Genomic DNA, 17267 nt, shown 5'->3' on the forward strand with positions numbered 1-17267 from the left:
TTACTCCTCCACTGCACCAAGCAAGTAGTGATGATGTTGATAAACCGTTGAAATAATGCGGCACATGTCAGCCAATTCCGGCGGGGCGCTGGCAATGATGCCGTGCAGATCGATCGCCAAGTGATAGATCTGCTGTTCATGGCGCACCAAAACGCCGTCTTCATCCAATAAAAAACCGGGATTACTACTGGCAGCAAAATCCTGAGGTAAATTGAAGATGGTCACCTTATCCCGGTAGGGCTTACCATCCCAAGGGCAGAACTGGGCACAATTGCCGCATTCATTGCAATAGGCATCGATATGAAGCGTTTGGAAGCGGTCACGAAAGCCGGGCACCGCGAGGGAAACATTCGCGCGGTTAGGGCACACATCCACGCACTTGGCGCACACATAGTTGCACGACAGGCAACGCTTTGCCTCCTGCTGAACAAATGCATCCTGCTCATCCGAGCTGACCAACTGTATCTCGATCGCCCCTTTACGGCGGTAGATATCCATAGGATCGGTATTCAGCCAACGTTTGGCCGCGTGGCTATCATGAATATTCTCTCTGCGTAAAATAGCGTCCGTGGCGCGCCGCGCCGCGCCTATTGCTGCGACAATAGATGCCGGGCCACTTTGCACATCGCCAATCAGGAACACATTCTCGCGTTCTGTTTCTTGGGTTTTGTTGTCCACGCCCGGCACACCGTTTGCCGCCAGCGGGATGCCCATCTGGGCCAGCGCCTCATAGTCCGGTTCTTCCCCAACGGCCGAAATGAGCGTGTCCAGATGGAACGTCTTGGTACACTCGGTTGCCAGGGGGCGAGCCCGGCCCTGTGCATCCGGCTCGCCGGGCTGCATGATCCGCAGCGTTAATGCGCCGTCTGCATCAAACCGTTCCGGGTTAACCCAGAAGAGGAATGCCACCCCCGCTTGGCGTGCTTCCGCCACCTCTTCACGCCAGGCAGGCATATCTTTCTCTCCGCGCCGGTAGAGGATGGTCACCTGCTCAACGCCGGGAACGCGCAGTGCGGCGCGTGCACAATCCATTGCGGTATTTCCTGCACCAACCACTCCCACAGAACGGCCAAGGGTGAGCGGCTCTGCGCGGTTGAAGCGCCTTAAGAACTGGAACGACGGCCACACAGCGTGGTTATCGCCATCCAACGCCACATCACGGCTGCGATAGGCGCCGGTCCCCACGCAAACATAGCGATATCCGCGCCGATGCAGCTCATCGACCGTCAGCCCGCTATCGCAGCCATATTCAAACCGTACGCCATGCTGCGCGACAAAATCGATATCATGCTGGATTTTTTCCGCCGGTATACGAAACTGCGGCACCACATGGCGAACCACGCCCCCCGCACTTTGTTCCCGTTCAAACAGGGTAACTGAATGGCCCGCCCTAGCCAGAAAATATCCCGCCGCCAGACCCGCCGGACCCGCGCCGATAACCGCCACTGGGTGGCGGCTGCCCGATCCCGTCGGTTTATACCAACGGCGTCGATACCCCTCCCACCCTTTTTCCAGCGCGATACGTTTGATTTCACGGATGTTCAGCGCGCTGTCGTAATCCAGACGGGTACAATTTGACTGGCACTGGTGATCGCAAATATGGCCGGTAATCGCCGGCAGCGCGTTACGCTGATAAATCAGTTCCAGCGCATCGGTATAGCGCCCCGCCCCTGCCAGGCGAAGATATTCAGGAATATCCTGATGAATCGCGCAGGCGCTGACACAGGGGGCTACGTAACAATCGGAAGTCGGTAACGTACCGCCCGCCTCTATCGTCGCTTCAAGCTTCCAGGATTTCTGGTGGTATTCCGCTGTTAACGCCGTCTGCGCCAGCGCTTCCAACCGAGCGACATCCACCGCGGTCATCCCCCAGCCCGCGGAGCTTTCCAATTCGTGCGCGCAGGCAGCCAGGCGCAGGTAGCCGCCGGGTTTCAGCAGATCGGTTGCCATAGTAATGGGATGAATGCCGGTTTCATGAATCGCGCGGATGTTGAGCTGGCTAGCGCCGCCGGAATAAGAAATGGGTAATTTCCCCTGAAAATGACGTGATAAGACGGCGGCAACATTAATCGAAATAGGAAACAGCGCCCGTCCAGACATGTACATCTCATCCCCCGGCAGGCGTTGCTTATGGTTGCCGGCGCCCAGCGTATTGGTGAGTTTAACCCCGAACGCCAATCCCTGTTGGCGCGCCAAAGTCAGCAACCGCTCCAGCATGGTCAGCGCCCGCTCAAGGGGCAAATCATGCAGGAAAGCGTCTTCTTTTAATTGAATATAATCAAACCCACAGCAATCCAGGATTTCACGAACGCGCGCATAGCCGAGCAGCGTTGGATTCAGCTTTACGAACGTATGCAGCTTTTTTTCTTCCAGCATGTAACGGCAAATCGCTTCAATTTCATCGGGTGGGCAACCATGCATGGTGGATAAGGTGACACCGGTGACGAGCCGGGAAGGAATTCGCTCCGGCAGCGTAGCCAACGCGGCCAGATTGGCCTGCGGCACGATATCACGCAGCGTATCAACGCTGGCAATCCAGCATGCCAACGTTTGACGATAGCGCTGGAAGGCAGGTAAATCAGCGGCATCCATCATGCTCGCAATAAAAGTTTGCATAGGTGCCTGTTGAATGCCTTTCAAGTCATAACCCACGCTCATATTGAAAATAAACGAACGCCCCTGTTCAGTGGAGCGCGGTGCAAACAGGTACTCCAGCAGCCACAGGGCAAACCATGCCTTCAGATACTCATCGGCAGCTTTCACCAACGTAAGCTCTGTAGACCATTCAGTATTAAACCCTTCGTCTTGCGCATCAATGCACGGCTTGTCCAGCGCAAGACGATCCATAATCTGCACCGTTTTCAGCTCGATAAAACTGCCGCCGGTCAGCCATGCGGTAATGATATTTTGCGCCAACTGGGTGTGTGGCCCTGCCGCCGGCCCCACCGGAGTGTCGCAGGATTCGCCAAACACCCCCATTTGCCGAGTGGGGTTACGACGATAAAACTGGCTCTCCGGGATGCCAAAAATAGAGCGATGTTGCTGGTATTCAGAAAACATTCTCTTCAGTAATTGCTCAAACGGAATGGGACGCATGACATCAGCCACATTACTCTCCTTTATTTATTTGTTATTTTTTTGAAAATTAAATGATACTGAGACAACGTTTTATACCCAAAATAATTCGAGTTGCAGGACAAAAACGCAAAATCGTTTTTGAACAGCACTAGCGCTGGCCCCGAAGGGGTGAAGCCAACACACCTGCAACTTGAAGTATGAAGGGGATAGGTTGGCGATATCGCCACAATGCGGGCACTATCGCCAATGGTTATTTTTCCTCACACTCTTTGTCTTTAAATAAAAGCAATATGCAGGCCAGAAATGGGGAGCCGGTAGAAGAAGCCTGGCAATAGCGCGCTATAGCGGCTTCTTTCGACCAGACGAAATAATTATGATGATGGTAGCGGCCCATTGTTATTTGGTTCAGGGCCGTGTTTTTGCAAATTAATAATCGTGTTTCTCATTTTGAGAAAATAATGCGTGTATTTCCGTTATACCACCGCTTCATTTGCTCTGCGCGGCATGCAATATGCAGGCACAAAATTTGCATTCTCCCATTATTACTCTTTTTTATTTACGCGAGGTACGGAATGGGACTTTTTACTCAGGCAGCGGAGTTGGAAAAAAACAACCGGGCTTTTGCGTTTATCCAGATTGTCGAAAGCCGGGGTTCAACACCCCGCCATAACGCCAGTATGCTGGTCGATGAGGACGGCAACAGCATGGGAACCATTGGCGGAGGTATGATGGAACGATTGGTACTGGAACAGGCTAAAGAAGCCTTGGCGCAAGGAGAGTCCCGCGTGTTCTGTGGGCGCATGGCGCGCCAGGGGGAAGGTGCGGTAGGTTCAGATTGCGGCGGGGCCATGAAGGTACATATCGCGGTGCAGCCGCGCCGCCCACAACTGGTGCTGCTCGGCGCGGGCCACGTTAACCGAGCCATCGCCGTGGTTGCCGCACCGCTGAACTTCGAAATTACGCTGGTTGATACCTGGCCGGAAAATCTGGGCCACCCTGACCTCCCCGCCGCCAGCCGCAAGCTGCTTGCAGAGAGTTTTACTGTCGGTATTCAACAGTTGACGCTGGACGAACATAGCTATGTCGTCATCGCCACTAACCACCAGGACAAAGAGGCGCTGGAGCGCACCATTGGCAGCCCGGTGCGCTATCTGGGGTTGCTGGCCAGCCGACGCAAAATCCAAACCTTCCGAGCCGAACTGGAAAAAAACGGTGTTGATGCCGCTGCTATTGCTGCGCTGCGTTCCCCCATCGGACTGGATATCGGGGCAGAGACGCCGGAAGAGATCGCCATCAGCGTGCTGGCGGAGATCCTCCAGGTGAAAAACGGCGCCAGTGCGGCATCACTCCAATCCGATCTGGTAGCGGCAGTATCAGAATAGCCCGTCGATAGGCGCGCTAAAGGGCTCACGCCGCAAAAAGCGCCCATGGCCAGGGTGGCCGATGAACGCGCCATCCCGCCAAACGATCTCGCCCCGGCTGAGGGTCATAACAGGCCAGCCGTGGCACGCCATTCCTTCATAGGGAGAGTAGTCGCCGTTATCGTGCATTTCCTCATGGCGAAGCGTGACGTGACGCGTGGGATCGAACAACACCAGATCGGCATCAGCACCGGGCATCAGGTTGCCTTTCTGCGGCCACAGACCAAACAGCTGCGCGGGGCGGGCACTGGTCAGCATGACAAACTGCTCCGGGCTGATGCGCCCAGCCATTACGCCGCTAGAGTAAAGCAGCGCCAGACGGTTTTCTACACCCGGCAGCCCATTGGGGCAACAGCTAAAATCCCCGCCGGAGAGCGCTTGGCGTTGGCGCAAAGAAAAATTGCAGTGATCGGTCGCCAACGTCGAGATACTGCCGTCAACCAACCCTTGCCACAACGCCGCTTGTTCCTCCTGCCGGCGCAACGGCGGGCTGAGAATATACTTCAACCCGTCTGGCTCGCGGTAACGGCTGTCGTCCAGCAGCAAGTATTGCGGGCAGGTTTCAGCCCACACCGGCTGACCATTGCGCTGCGCCAGCCGGATATAATCCAGCCCCAGGCCATTAGATAGGTGAACGATATACAGCGGCGCGCTGTCTGCCAACGCCGCCAGGTTGATCATGCGCGCGATCGCCTCCGCCTCGCAAGCTACCGGTCGGCTCAAGGCATGATAGTGAGGGGCGGTATTACCCTGCCGCAGAAAAGCATCGCGACGTAACCGAATCGCCGCATCATTCTCCGGATGCACCGTGGTTAACGCCCCAATCTGGCGCAGCCTCTGTAATACCTGTAATACCGCTGTGTCATCCAGTTTGTACTGGTAAGTCAGGTAGAGTTTGAAGCTGCTGATCCCCTCCTGCTCCACCATGGCGGCCATTTCATCCAGAATAGCGTCGTCTACATGCTGCACCACGCCGTGGAAACTGTAATCGATAACCGCCTGGCCGTCGGCATAGGCATGATAACGCGCCAGTTGATGATGCAAATTACACCCTGCCGGGCCAAAGCCCATATGATCGACAATGGTGGTAGTGCCGCCGCACGCCGCTGCACGGGTACCGGTAAAAAAATCGTCGCAGCTGCGGCCGATCCCCACATCAATGTTGAAATGGGTATGCACATCGATGCCTCCAGGCATCACCTGATACCCGGAGGCATCAATCACCTCCATCTCCGGCGTGATGGTAATATTGTGTCCGCGCTGCGCGATCCGCCCACGTTCAATCAGCAAATCCTCATCATATTGCCCCTGATGATCAACCAACGTACCGCCCTTAAGTAAACGCGTCATAAGGCTCTCCATCTGCAACAGGGGATAGTTAACGCATCTGCGGGATGCCTTCCCACACCACTTCCCGATAGTGCTGGCGATCGGTATCACCTTCAGAACTGACTATTAGCACGCAGGAAGCGGCATCCAGCCCCAGTTGAGCCATCAGAGCCTTGCGCCGGGGGCTGTGCAATATCGCCGCCAGCACCCCCATGCCGATCGCGCCTGACTCGCCGGAAACAATGCGTGCGTCCTGCCCTAATGGATTGCCCAGGACACGCATACCGAGCGCCGTCACGCTGTCTTCGCAGGAAATAAACTGGCGGGAACAGTCACGCAGGCGTGGCCAACCCAATGGATTAGGTTCACCACAGGCCAGCCCCACCATCATGGTGTCCATAGCGCCGCCCACGGCAACAATCTCCCCTTGCTGTGCGGAGCGAAACAAGCAATCGGCACGATCCGGCTCAACAATAACCGCGTGTAACGGCGCCGCACCGTAACTGTTGACCAGATAGTCCAACACCCCCGCCGCCATCGCGCCAACACCGGCCTGCAGGAAAACATGTGTCGGCGTTGGCCAATGATGCTCAGCTATCTGTTCTACTGCCTCCACCGCCAGCGTCGCATATCCTTGCATAATCCAGGCGGGGATCTTTTCGTAACCCGGCCAGGCGGTGTCCTGTACCACCGTCCACCCATTTTCCTGTGCAGTTTGCATGGTCAGGCGCACGGTATCATCGTAGTTCATGTCGGTGACGATGCACTCCGCCCCCAGCCGGGTGATGTGAGCCACCCGTTCGGCGGATGCGCCCTTCGGCATATAAACAACCGCCTGTTGCCCAAGCGCCTTGGCGGCCCAGGCTATCCCGCGGCCGTGGTTGCCGTCCGTGGTGGTGGCAAAGGTGATACGTTCCGGCAGCGCGCTACGGCCTTGCTCAAAGGTAAAATCCTCCAGCGCCAAGTGGTATTTTTCGCATACGCAACGGGCAATGGCATAAGCGCCCCCGAGGATTTTGAACGCGTTCAGCCCGAAACGCTGAGATTCATCTTTCACCAACACACGTCCCACCCCCAGTTCAGCGGCAAACGCCGCCAGTGAGTACAGCGGCGTGGGGCAGTAGCCCGGCATCCGCTGATGAAAGGCGCGCGCTTGTTCCGCCTGCTCCCGGCTGAATAAGGCATTCCCTTGTGGGGTAAAGTGAGCGTTATCGGCAATTTGCATCCGTAGTGAAAATGTTGACATGTCGGCATCCTGATGACGTTGATGGAATTATTCATCTTCGATGGGTTCAATATCTGTGCCAATTTGTAGTTGCAGCAGAAACAGCAATGTCGAATAATCAAAAACAGGGGGAAAATGAGACATCACACCCCATTGCGTGGCCGCTCACGGCGTCGTTCCCCAGCATTTCCAGCATTGGCTGGCGCCATTCCCCCATCACGCCTCGTTGCGACAGGCGAAGAGATGATGCACATTCTCAAAATGAGAAACTGCCGCGCAGCGTTGTCCTTGACGGCAGATCCCGACTTCACCAGGTACAAGAGCGTAGCCTATGACGAGCCAGACCCTGTCTCTGATGCACATCCAGCCCACTATCCGGCATTTCACACAGATGCTCAGTCAGGTATTGCGGCTTGAAGTCGAAATCGTCGATAACCAGTTGCTACGCGTCGCGGGAAGTGGCCCATATCGTTCCCACATCGGCCGTCAGTCGGATAATACCCGCCTATTGCAATACGTTATTGATAACAAGAAAGAGAAAGTGGTCATTCATTCGCAGCACGATCCTATCTGCCAAAGCTGCGGTCAATATGGCCACTGCGGCGAACTGGCCTTTCTCGGTCTGCCGGTGATGCATGAAGGCACCTGCTTAGGCGTAATCAGCCTTGCGGCGATCAACCCGGAACAGCAACAGCGGTTACAAGAAAATATCGCTGTTTTCTCCGATTATGTGCGGCATATTTCCTCGTTGTTGATGGCTAACCTGACGAAAAATCCCACGGCCAACGATGATATGGATGTTTTGTTCACCACGCTTATCAACAGCATGGATCAGGGCATTCTGGTGCTTGATGAGCATGGCATCATTACCTTTGCCAATCAGAATGCGCTGAGGCTGCTCAACACGCGTTGGGAGACGCTTGCCCAAACGCCGGTAACCATCCGCCCGTTAGTCGCCAGTAAAGACTTTGCCAACGGCAATGCCCAACACGTGATTTCCTTCGCGGCCCGGCAGGAAGTGGTGATCGGGCAGCACCATAATGGCAAAAACCGGCAGTTGTTTCTGTTTGCCTTCCATCAATCCGAACGCCCAGCGCCGGTCGAAAAGGCGGACAGCACCCCCCATATTGGCCAGTTTATTGGCAATGCGCCCGCGGTTCAGGCGTTAAAGCAGCTCATCGCCCGCTTTGCCGACAGCCCCTCTAGCATCATGATCACCGGGGAGAGCGGCAGCGGTAAAGAGGTACTGGCACGTGCCATCCATCAGATGGGACGGCGCAACGCGCATCCGTTTATTGCCATTAACTGTGCAGCGATCCCAGAACACCTGCTTGAGAGCGAACTGTTCGGCTATGTCAAAGGCGCATTCACCGGCGCCGCCCCCAACGGCAAGGCAGGGCTGATTCAGTCTGCACATCGTGGCACGCTCTTCCTTGATGAAATTGGCGATATGCCGCTGGCGTTGCAGGCCAAGCTACTGCGGGTTCTGGAAACGCGCGAGGTTATGCCGCTGGGGGCCAGTAAGCCGGTAGCGGTGGATATTCGGATCGTTTCCGCTACCCATCAAAATTTGGCGCAAGCGCTCAAAGACGGAACGTTCCGTGAAGATCTTTACTATCGTCTTAAGGTGATTCCGGTGGAGATCCCGCCGTTGCGCGAACGCACTGCGGATATCGAACTGCTGGTGCACCATTTTCTCAACCTGCATACCCGGCGCATTGGCAGCACCTACCCTGGCGTTAGCCGGGAAGTCATGGCATTGCTGCGCCATTACCGCTGGCCGGGCAATGTGCGCGAATTGAGTAATCTGGTGGAGTACCTGGTGAATATCGTGCCCGACGGCGAGGTGATTGATCCCACGCTGCTGCCGCCGCACTTCCATAACACGGCGGCGGCAGTGCGGCCGGCGGCTGAAACCGCCGCCAGTGACGCCTCGCGCGCCGCGCCCCCCAGCCTGAAGCAATTGGAGCACCAACGTATTGAAGAAGCATTGCGCCGTGGCATGAGCAAAACGCAACTGGCGCAAGAGCTGGATATCAGCGTTGCTACCCTATATCGAAAAATCAAAAAATACGAACTGCGCGATATTCACTAGCCTGCTCAGTCGGCTAACGCCGGCGGAGCAACCGCTGGTACTGCTCCGGCGTATCCATATCCCAATGGATCGCGCCATCGGCCACCGGCACCCGCCGCTGGCCGTGACGTGCGATAAGTACTTTCATCGACGTGTCGTTATCCGCTGCCAGTACTCGCCCGCGCATGGCGGGCGGCAACAGTACCGGGTGCCCCTTTCCTTGTGCGTATTCTGGGATCAGGCAGCGCGCATCGCGTTGTTGCCACAGCGTGCGGTACACCGCCCCGCTGACAGCGGGCATATCCCCCAACGCCAGAAAGAAATGTCCACCGCCAACGGCCTCTACGCCGCAGCGGATAGAAGAGAACATGCCTTCGGTAAAGCATTCATTATGGCGCAGCGTGATGCGCGAATTATCGCCATAGCGCCAGTTCAGCTCCGCGCCGCGAAAGCCAGTGACCAGCACCACGCGATCGCAGAAAGATAACGCCGCTGCTAGCGCGCCGTCGAGCACCGTTCCCTCGCCCCACGGCAGCATCATTTTCCACTGCCCCATGCGGCTGGAAAGCCCCGCCGCCAGCATCAGACAAACCTTTGGTTTCATCTTGCCCGCTCCAGCGCGCTCACTGGGCCAACACCGCTTTAATCGAGGTGATAATCGGCTGGTAACCCGTGCAGCGGCACAGGTTGCCTTCCAGCGCCTCGCGGATCTGTTCGTCATTCGGCAACGGGTTGGTATCCAAAAGCGCTTTGGCGCTGATCAATACGCCGGGGGTGCAGAAGCCACACTGCACGCCGCCGTAGCGAATGAAGGCATTTTGCAGTTTAAGCCCCACAGGATCCTGATGTAGCGCTTCCACCGTGGTGATATCAGCGCCATCGCACTGAGCCACCAACAGCAGACAGGAACACACCGCACGGCCGTTCATGATGATCGAGCAGGCACCACATTCCCCGACGGAACACCCCTCCTTGGTGCCGGTCAAACGACGTACTTCGCGCAGATAATCCAGCAAACGGACATTGTCATCAACGCTGGCCTGCACCCGGATACCATTAATCTTCATTTCTACATCAATCATCTGTCACTCCTGTTCCGCCAGTTCCGCCATTACCTGCCGGAACATATCAAGATAAACCGGGATCTTATAAGGGGCGGACCAGCGGCCGCCGATAGCCTGCGTCATCATGGTTTCCAACACAGCGGCCGCATGATCGATCACCGCTTTCGTCGGTGGGTTACCCAACAACGCGTCCTCTACCATCGTCAGCCTTTGCGGCTTGCCGAATACGGCGCCATCCACCAGGCGGCACAGTTCGATATGCTTTTGTACATCTAAGCGAAACAGCGCAGACAGGCTTTGGCGTGTGATATTCACGGCGATACGCCGCCCCAGTTGCAGATAAAACTGTTGCAGCACGCCCGTTGGCGGGGGCGGTAAGATAATGCGGGTTAACAATTCCCCCGTACGTAACGCTGTACGGTAACCACCAGTAATAAACGATTCGAGCGGCACGCGACGGCTGCCACTGACGGTACGCAGCTCAACTTCAGCACCATAGATGATGAGCGGCGGCACAGAGTCCGCGCAGGGCGCAGCATTAATGATGTTTCCCCCCACCGTGGCCCGGTTACGCAGTTGCAAAGATCCTATCGTGCGACACGCGGTGACCAGCAGCGGGTAGTCCCGAACCAAACGCGCGTTGGCCACCAAATCGGTGAAACACATCCCGGCACCAATGCTGAAAGTATCGTTTTCCTCATGAATACAGCGTAATTCGTTCAACCCAGCGATATTCACCAGGCGTACCGGGGTTGTTTTCAAGCGAGCCTGCACCAGCACATCGGTACCTCCCGCCAATGCCTGTACGCCCTCTTGAGCCAGCAGTACCAATGCCTGTTCCAAATTGGCGGGCTGGCTGACCGTCAGCGTGTTCAGGCGCTGCACCTGTTTACGCTCACCTTCATGCGCTTGCACTTCGCTCTGCCGCGCCGGTTTTTTCAGGTTGTAACTCAGCCGTACCTGTTCCAGCGTCAGCGGTAGCGTGCGATTCCAACGGCCAATGGCAAAACTCACCGCATTGTTCAGCGCTGCACCGCCCAGTTCCAGCACCGGCTCGCCAATCACCTTGGCGCCGTAGGGACCGGCTTTGTCGTGGTTTTCCACCGCAATCACCGTAATATTCGGTATGTCACGAATCGTCGGCAGCAGGTAGGTATCAAAATTCTCTGATTTAACCTCCCCATTTTCGATATTGAAATCTTCCAGCATGCCGTAGCCGATCATGCCCTGCACCACGCCGCCATACACCTGCCCTTCAAAACCGACGCGGTTAACGACCTTGCCCACATCATGCACCGCCGTGATATCCAGCAGAGTGATCTTGCCGGTACGGGTATCGACAGCCACATCCGCCACCTGACAACCGTATACCCAGGTGAAATAAGGGCTGCCGCATCCCTTTTCCTCGTCCCAGTGAATGGAGGGTGCCACATGCCAGCCGTAGGCGGAGAGATTAGCGCCGGTGGCTCTGGTGAGCGTAACCACCTGACAAAAATCCATACTGCGGCTCAGGTCAACGCGGTTGAATACTTTACCCTCTCGCCACATTAGCTCATCAATCCCGCTCGCCCCCAACTGCGTTGCAACGGCGTCAGCCATGCGTCGTTTGATCTTACCTGCCGCGTTGAGCACGGCCTGCCCGCCCATTAGCGTACCGCGTGACGCCACAGTGGAACCGCCATCGGCGATCATCGCCGTGGCCGGATCGGTAAACATGATCCATGAGAGCGGCAAACCAAAGGCTTCTGCCGCAATCATCGACATCGCCGTTTGCAGCCCTTGACCATTCTCCGATACCGCTGTGGAGATATTGACGCTGCCATCCGCATTGACCTGAATCAGCGCTGACGAGGCATCTAATCCCTCGGCACCCAGTGAACATCCCCGGTGGCTTAATGCCAGACCGATGCCGTATTTAATCGGCCCCCCCTGCGCATTCAACTGCTGGTAGCGTTCGCGCTTGGCCATAAACCCGACACTGTTAGCTGCTTTCATCAGAACTTCTTCGGCAGATACCCGGTGTTCGCTGAATACCTGTCCTGCCATACTGGTATCCCCCTGCTTCAGGATATTGCGCTGGCGCAGCTCCAACGGCGACAGTCCGAGCGCGGCGGCCACTTCATCCATCAACGATTCGTTAGCCAGAATGACCTGCGGCGCCCCGAAACCACGGAACGCCGAGGTGTAGTTGTTATTGGTATACACGCCCGTCACATCCACACGTACATTTGGAATGCGGTACGGCCCCGCCGCCTGTACAGAACTACGCCAGGTGACAAACGGCGTTTGCCCGGCGTAGCTACCGCCGTCCGCCAGCACGTCAATCTTGATCGCCTGAATATGTGCGTCGTCATCCAGACCAATTTTATATTTCATCTTGTAGGGATGGCGCTTGTAGCTCTCCCGCATCGATTGTTCGCGGTTGTAGGTAAATTTAACCGGCCGGCCCGTCAAGTGACATAGCAACGCCGCGCGGCACGCCAGATGATCGATAATATCGTCTTTGCCGCCAAAGGAGCCCCCGACGACAGCTCGTTTGACGTTAACGCGCGCTTGCGGCAGAGCAAGATATTTCGCCACGAAGCCGCGCACGCGATGGGCATTCTGTACCGAACCCGATAGCGTCATGATCTGTTCGTTATCATCGAACCAGGCAATGATCGATTCCGGTTCAATGTAGGCATGCTCCTGATACCCCACCTCATATTCCCGCTCAAAAATATGGCTGGAAGCAGCGAAACCCGCCGCAACATCGCCTTTGATCGTATGGTGGTGATTGATCACGTTGCTGGCGCTGCCGGGATGGATCAGCCGGGCCCCCGGCTTCAGCGCATCATCCACGCAGGTGATGGGTTCATACGGCGTATAACGCACATGAATCTTATCCGCCGCCAGACAGGCTGACTCATAGCTTTCAGCGGCAATCACGGCAATGACATCGCCACGAAAAGCGATGTTCTCGTTCACCAGTGGCGGATAGTCGGCCATCACCACACCAATGTGACTCTCACCGGGAACATCACGCCAAGTGGCGATCTTCACCACGCCAGGTACCTGTAATGCCGCACTAAGATCAACCGCCTCCACCCGCCCCGCGGCGATATCTGCATAGCGGCACACGCCGTACAACATGCCTTTCAGGACGATATCATCACCGTATACTGCGCTGCCTTTGACCTTGGCCAAGCCATCCACGCGCGGCACTTCATGGCCAACCACTTGCATTTTCATCACGCCTTTCTCTTCTGCCATGACTAACCTCATTTGCAACGTGGGTTGCCATCTGCCAGAAGCGCTTCACCCTTGAGCATGGTAATAGGGCCGTACGCATTGGGCTGGCGATGCAAGTCGAAATTAAACGTGGTGCGTTTATAGATCTGGCAGAAATCGAGATCGCAGTGTGCGATCGCCACCTCATCGCCTTTGGTGACGCAACTGGCCACCACCTCGCCAGAAGGCGCAATAATGCAACTGCCGCCGATATGCTCCACGCCCTCTTCCGTGCCGGCTTTGGCCACGCCGACAACCCAGGTGCCGTTCTGATAAGCGCCTGCCTGCATGGAAAGCTGATTATGAAACAGCGACAGGTCATCATGCTCCGGCGCAGGGGCGTTGTGCACCGGGGTGTTATAGCCGATCAACACCATTTCCACGCCCTGTAGCCCCATAACGCGGTAGGTTTCGCACCAGCGGCGATCATTACAAATCGCCATGCCAAACCGGCCGTCAAAGGCGTCAAATACCGGAAACTCACTGCCCGGCGTGAAATAACGTTTCTCCAGATGCTGAAACTCACGCCAAGGTTCATATTCACGGTGCCCCGGCAGGTGTACTTTGTGGTATTTGCCGACGATGTCACCGTTTTTATCCACCAGAATCGAGGTGTTAAAACGTCGTTTTTTGCCCTGTTCCACGCTCAGTTCGGCGTAGCCCAGACAAAAACCCACCTGTAATTCACGCGCCAGATCGAACAGCGGCTGCGTCTCGTTTCCCGGCATGGCCGTTTCGCACCAACCGTCCAACTGCGCTTCATCTTCGATATACCAACGTGGGAAAAAGGTGGTGAGCGCCAGCTCAGGATAAACAATCAGGTCTGCGCCCAGTTGGTGAGCTTCCCGCATCAGGCTCATCAACCGCGCCACCACGGCGGCACGGGAATCCTTTTTATTGACCGGCCCTAACTGGCCAATAGCAACATTGACATAACGCGCCATGTGTATTTTCTCCTCTAAATGCATTCGGTATCAGGCACGGTCGGCGCGCTGTATCACCACGCCTAGCAGAACGTTCGCACCCGCGATCAAATCCTGCGGTGCCGTAAATTCCTGAATGTTGTGGCTTAGCCCCGCCCGGCTTGGCACAAAGATCATCCCTGCCGGGCAGATAGCCGCCATGATTTGCGCATCATGCCCGGCGCCGCTCGGCATGCGGCGGGACGGTAAACCGCGTTCGCGCACCTGTTCCGCAATCAGCGCTACCATGTCCGATGCAAACCGGGTCGGTTCGAAACGAGCCAGCGTTTTGCGTGACAGCGCTACCCCTTCCTCTTCTGCCGCCTGTGCGGCAAAGGCCCATAGGCTCTGTTCTGCCTGGCGCAGTACCTGCGCATCGGTATTGCGTAAATCCACCGTCAAGGTCACGATTTCGGGGATTACGTTGACCAGATTAGGGTTGAACACCACGTGCCCGACGGTTGCCACCTGATCGCCGCCCAGTTCTTGCGCCAATTGACGGGCGAAAACGCCAATGCGGGCAGCTACATACCCGGCATCTCGGCGCAAACGCATCGGCGTGGTGCCCGCATGATTGGAAACACCTTGCAATTGGAATTCGGTCCAAGAGATGCCTTGCACACCCTCCACCACCCCAATGGTAAGCCCTTCTTCATCCAGCACCGGTCCTTGCTCGATGTGTAGTTCGACATAGCTGTCCACACGGTTGTTACCGACCGGAGCCGGGCCGTCATAGCCGATGTTCCGTAGCGCTTCGCCCACGGTAACGCCGTCGATACCGCGCGATTCCAACGCGGCTTCCAGTGACAGCCCGCCCTGATACACCTGGCTGCCCATCATGTCCGGTTGAAAACGCGAACCTTCTTCGTTGGTAAAAAAGGCGACGGCAAGGGGCCGACGCAGGCGCAACCCCGCATCTTTCAACGTAGCAATCACCTCTAATCCAGACAGCACACCGTAGTTGCCGTCATAAAGTCCGCCCGTCGCCACGGTATCAATATGCGAACCCATCATCACCGGCGGTGCATCGGTTAAGCCGGCGTAGATGCCAACGGTATTGCCAATAGCATCTATCGTGATATCCAGCCCCAACGCCCGCATGCGCGCAACGGCCCAATCCCGTCCCTGCCTGTCTTCATCGCTGAGCGCCAGACGGCACACGCCACCCTGTGGCAACGCCCCAATCGCGCCCAGTTCATATAGCGACGCCATCAGGCGTTCGCCGTTAATGTGTAAATCGCTCGTCATAGCATATCTGTCCTCATTTTGGCTGGGCCGTTATCAGCGATGCGCCCAGTGCGTCATCCGTTTTTCAACAAAGGCGAAGATCTCGTACATCACCACGCCCATCGCACCGATCACGATCAAACCGGCGAACACCAACGCCATATTCATGTTGGAACTTGCAGACATCATCAGATAGCCAATACCCAGGTTGGAGGCCACCGTTTCTGAAATGACCGAGCCAACAAACGCCAGCGTGATCGCCACTTTCAATGAGGCAAAGAAGTAAGGCAGCGAACGGGGCAACCCGACCTTTTTCAGAATGTCGATACGCGAAGCGCCCAGTGAACGCAGCACGTCCTCCATCTCCGGCTCCACGGTGGCAAGCCCGGTGGCCACATTGACCACTACCGGAAAAAAGGAAATGAGGAAGGCGGTGGCGATAGCCGGCACGGTGCCAATGCCGAACCACACCACCAGCACCGGGACAAAAGCCACTTTAGGGATAGAATTAAACCCCACCAGCAGCGGGTATACGGATTTATACACCAGCGTGGAGGCGCCCACGGCTACCCCCAACACCAGGCCGAAGGCAACCGCCAGCACAAAGCCCACCAGCGTGGTATAAAGCGTCTGTAATGAATGGGCGGCAATAGGGCGCCAGTCAGCAATCAATGAACGACCTACATCGCTCAGTGAGGGAAACAGGTAGCTGGGAACATTAAGCCCCACCACCACGACCTGCCAGACGACCCCGAGCAGGACCAACAAAGCCCAAGGGGCAATCTTGATTAACGTATGGCGAGATATCACGATTGGCTCTCCATTTATGCATGATGCTGGGAAGAAATGTGTTCACGCAGTTCGAGCACATAGCGAGAAAAGGCATCGGTGTAGGCCACCTGAAGATCGCGTGGACGTGGTATCTCGATCTCCCGGCGCGCAATAATCCGCCCTGGACGCGCACTCATCACGTACACGGTATCGGCCAGAAATACGGCTTCACGCAGATCGTGTGTGACCAGCACCACGGTGAAAGGCGCTTCCTGCCACAGATCTCGGACCATGCACCACAGCTCCTCACGGGTGAATGCATCCAGCGCGCCGAACGGTTCATCCAACATCAGCAAACGCGGTTTATGGATCAGCGCGCGACAAATAGAGGCACGCTGTTGCATGCCGCCGGACAGTTCCCACGGGAATTTGTCTTCATACCCCTCTAGCCCAACGCGTTTGAGCAACGCACGTGCTTGCTCTTCATACTCGCGCCCTTTTTTACGCCGCGTAGAGCGGTAAGGCTCCACGATCTCCATTGGCAGCATGACGTTTTGCAGCGTAGTGCGCCACGGCAGTAAGTTAGAAGCCTGAAACGCCATTCCGACGCATTTCTGCGGCCCCGACACTTCACGCTTATTGACGAAAACGTAGCCCTTGCTTGGCGCGATCAGCCCCGAGGTCAACTTCATGAACGTCGATTTACCACAGCCGGAAGGGCCGACCAGCGCCACGAATTCATTTTCATTGATACTGAAATTAATATCCTTTATGGCCAGCTGTTCGCTGTTGTATGCCAGGCTGACATTCTCGAATTTAACGAAGCTCATTTATCACCACCTGAAA

Annotated in this window: 12 protein-coding genes; 2 read left to right on the plus strand and 10 right to left on the minus strand. The window is 56.3% G+C overall.

Annotation, left to right across the window (positions count from 1 at the left end; translation table 11 throughout):
• A complete protein-coding gene (ygfK, locus tag ACN28Q_RS02135; RefSeq protein WP_095844820.1) occupies positions 1-3108 on the minus strand; it encodes a putative selenate reductase subunit YgfK in 3108 nt (1035 codons plus the stop codon).
• Positions 3109-3650: 542 nt separating this feature from the next.
• Between ygfK and ACN28Q_RS02140 the strand changes: the two genes are divergently transcribed.
• On the plus strand, positions 3651-4460 hold the full coding sequence (locus ACN28Q_RS02140) for an XdhC family protein (protein ID WP_095844821.1): 810 nt from the start codon (positions 3651-3653) through the stop codon (positions 4458-4460).
• On the opposite strand, the gene hydA is transcribed toward ACN28Q_RS02140, so the two are convergent.
• Positions 4452-5861 carry a dihydropyrimidinase gene (gene hydA / locus ACN28Q_RS02145; RefSeq protein ID WP_269467118.1) on the minus strand — a complete coding sequence of 470 codons (1410 nt, stop codon included), beginning with the start codon at positions 5859-5861 and terminating at the stop codon, positions 4452-4454. The two genes, ACN28Q_RS02140 and hydA, sit on opposite strands and share 9 nt — an antisense overlap.
• 16 nt (positions 5862-5877) lie before the next feature.
• The gene (dpaL, locus tag ACN28Q_RS02150) at positions 5878-7074 is read right to left on the minus strand and encodes a diaminopropionate ammonia-lyase (RefSeq protein WP_095844823.1); all 1197 of its coding nucleotides are present in this window, start codon (positions 7072-7074) and stop codon (positions 5878-5880) included.
• Positions 7075-7384: 310 nt separating this feature from the next.
• On the opposite strand from dpaL, the gene ACN28Q_RS02155 reads away from it, so the two are divergent.
• Entirely contained in the window at positions 7385-9148 is a 1764-nt protein-coding gene (locus ACN28Q_RS02155) for a sigma-54 interaction domain-containing protein (protein ID WP_095844824.1), read from the plus strand.
• Between the two features lie 13 nt (positions 9149-9161).
• Here ACN28Q_RS02155 and ACN28Q_RS02160 read toward each other — a convergent pair whose 3' ends face one another.
• From ACN28Q_RS02160 to ACN28Q_RS02190, 7 genes are read right to left on the minus strand one after another with little or no spacing between them, the layout of a single operon-like run.
• Positions 9162-9731 (minus strand): NTP transferase domain-containing protein, encoded by a 570-nt coding sequence (locus ACN28Q_RS02160; protein WP_095844825.1) that lies wholly within the window; start codon positions 9729-9731, stop codon positions 9162-9164.
• A gap of 19 nt (positions 9732-9750) precedes the next feature.
• The gene (locus ACN28Q_RS02165) at positions 9751-10209 is read right to left on the minus strand and encodes a (2Fe-2S)-binding protein (RefSeq protein WP_095844826.1); all 459 of its coding nucleotides are present in this window, start codon (positions 10207-10209) and stop codon (positions 9751-9753) included.
• A 3-nt stretch (positions 10210-10212) separates the two neighbouring features.
• Positions 10213-13422 carry a molybdopterin cofactor-binding domain-containing protein gene (locus ACN28Q_RS02170; protein ID WP_165907001.1) on the minus strand — a complete coding sequence of 1070 codons (3210 nt, stop codon included), beginning with the start codon at positions 13420-13422 and terminating at the stop codon, positions 10213-10215.
• Between the two features lie 29 nt (positions 13423-13451).
• Positions 13452-14405, minus strand: a complete 954-nt coding sequence (locus ACN28Q_RS02175; RefSeq protein WP_095844828.1) for an N-carbamoyl-D-amino-acid hydrolase — start codon at positions 14403-14405, stop codon at positions 13452-13454.
• Between the two features lie 30 nt (positions 14406-14435).
• Positions 14436-15671 (minus strand): Zn-dependent hydrolase, encoded by a 1236-nt coding sequence (locus ACN28Q_RS02180; RefSeq protein WP_095844829.1) that lies wholly within the window; start codon positions 15669-15671, stop codon positions 14436-14438.
• Positions 15672-15704: 33 nt separating this feature from the next.
• Entirely contained in the window at positions 15705-16460 is a 756-nt protein-coding gene (locus tag ACN28Q_RS02185; protein WP_095844830.1) for an ABC transporter permease, read from the minus strand.
• Positions 16461-16474: 14 nt separating this feature from the next.
• Positions 16475-17251: an ABC transporter ATP-binding protein gene (locus ACN28Q_RS02190; protein ID WP_095844831.1), complete on the minus strand. Its 777-nt coding sequence runs from the start codon at positions 17249-17251 to the stop codon at positions 16475-16477.
• Between the last annotated feature and the right edge of the window lie 16 nt (positions 17252-17267).

It is taken from the genome of Gibbsiella quercinecans (genome assembly GCF_002291425.1).
GTDB lineage: Bacteria > Pseudomonadota > Gammaproteobacteria > Enterobacterales > Enterobacteriaceae > Gibbsiella > Gibbsiella quercinecans.

Coding starts and splice junctions, on each gene's coding strand:
- dpaL (WP_095844823.1), bottom strand. CDS start 7,074: ATGTCAACATTTTCACTACGGATGCAAATTGCCGATAACGCTCACTTT.
- ACN28Q_RS02155 (WP_095844824.1), top strand. CDS start 7,385: ATGACGAGCCAGACCCTGTCTCTGATGCACATCCAGCCCACTATCCGG.
- ACN28Q_RS02180 (WP_095844829.1), bottom strand. CDS start 15,671: ATGACGAGCGATTTACACATTAACGGCGAACGCCTGATGGCGTCGCTA.
- hydA (WP_269467118.1), bottom strand. CDS start 5,861: ATGGAGAGCCTTATGACGCGTTTACTTAAGGGCGGTACGTTGGTTGAT.
- ACN28Q_RS02175 (WP_095844828.1), bottom strand. CDS start 14,405: ATGGCGCGTTATGTCAATGTTGCTATTGGCCAGTTAGGGCCGGTCAAT.
- ACN28Q_RS02165 (WP_095844826.1), bottom strand. CDS start 10,209: ATGATTGATGTAGAAATGAAGATTAATGGTATCCGGGTGCAGGCCAGC.
- ACN28Q_RS02140 (WP_095844821.1), top strand. CDS start 3,651: ATGGGACTTTTTACTCAGGCAGCGGAGTTGGAAAAAAACAACCGGGCT.
- ACN28Q_RS02190 (WP_095844831.1), bottom strand. CDS start 17,251: ATGAGCTTCGTTAAATTCGAGAATGTCAGCCTGGCATACAACAGCGAA.
- ACN28Q_RS02160 (WP_095844825.1), bottom strand. CDS start 9,731: ATGAAACCAAAGGTTTGTCTGATGCTGGCGGCGGGGCTTTCCAGCCGC.
- ACN28Q_RS02170 (WP_165907001.1), bottom strand. CDS start 13,422: ATGAAAATGCAAGTGGTTGGCCATGAAGTGCCGCGCGTGGATGGCTTG.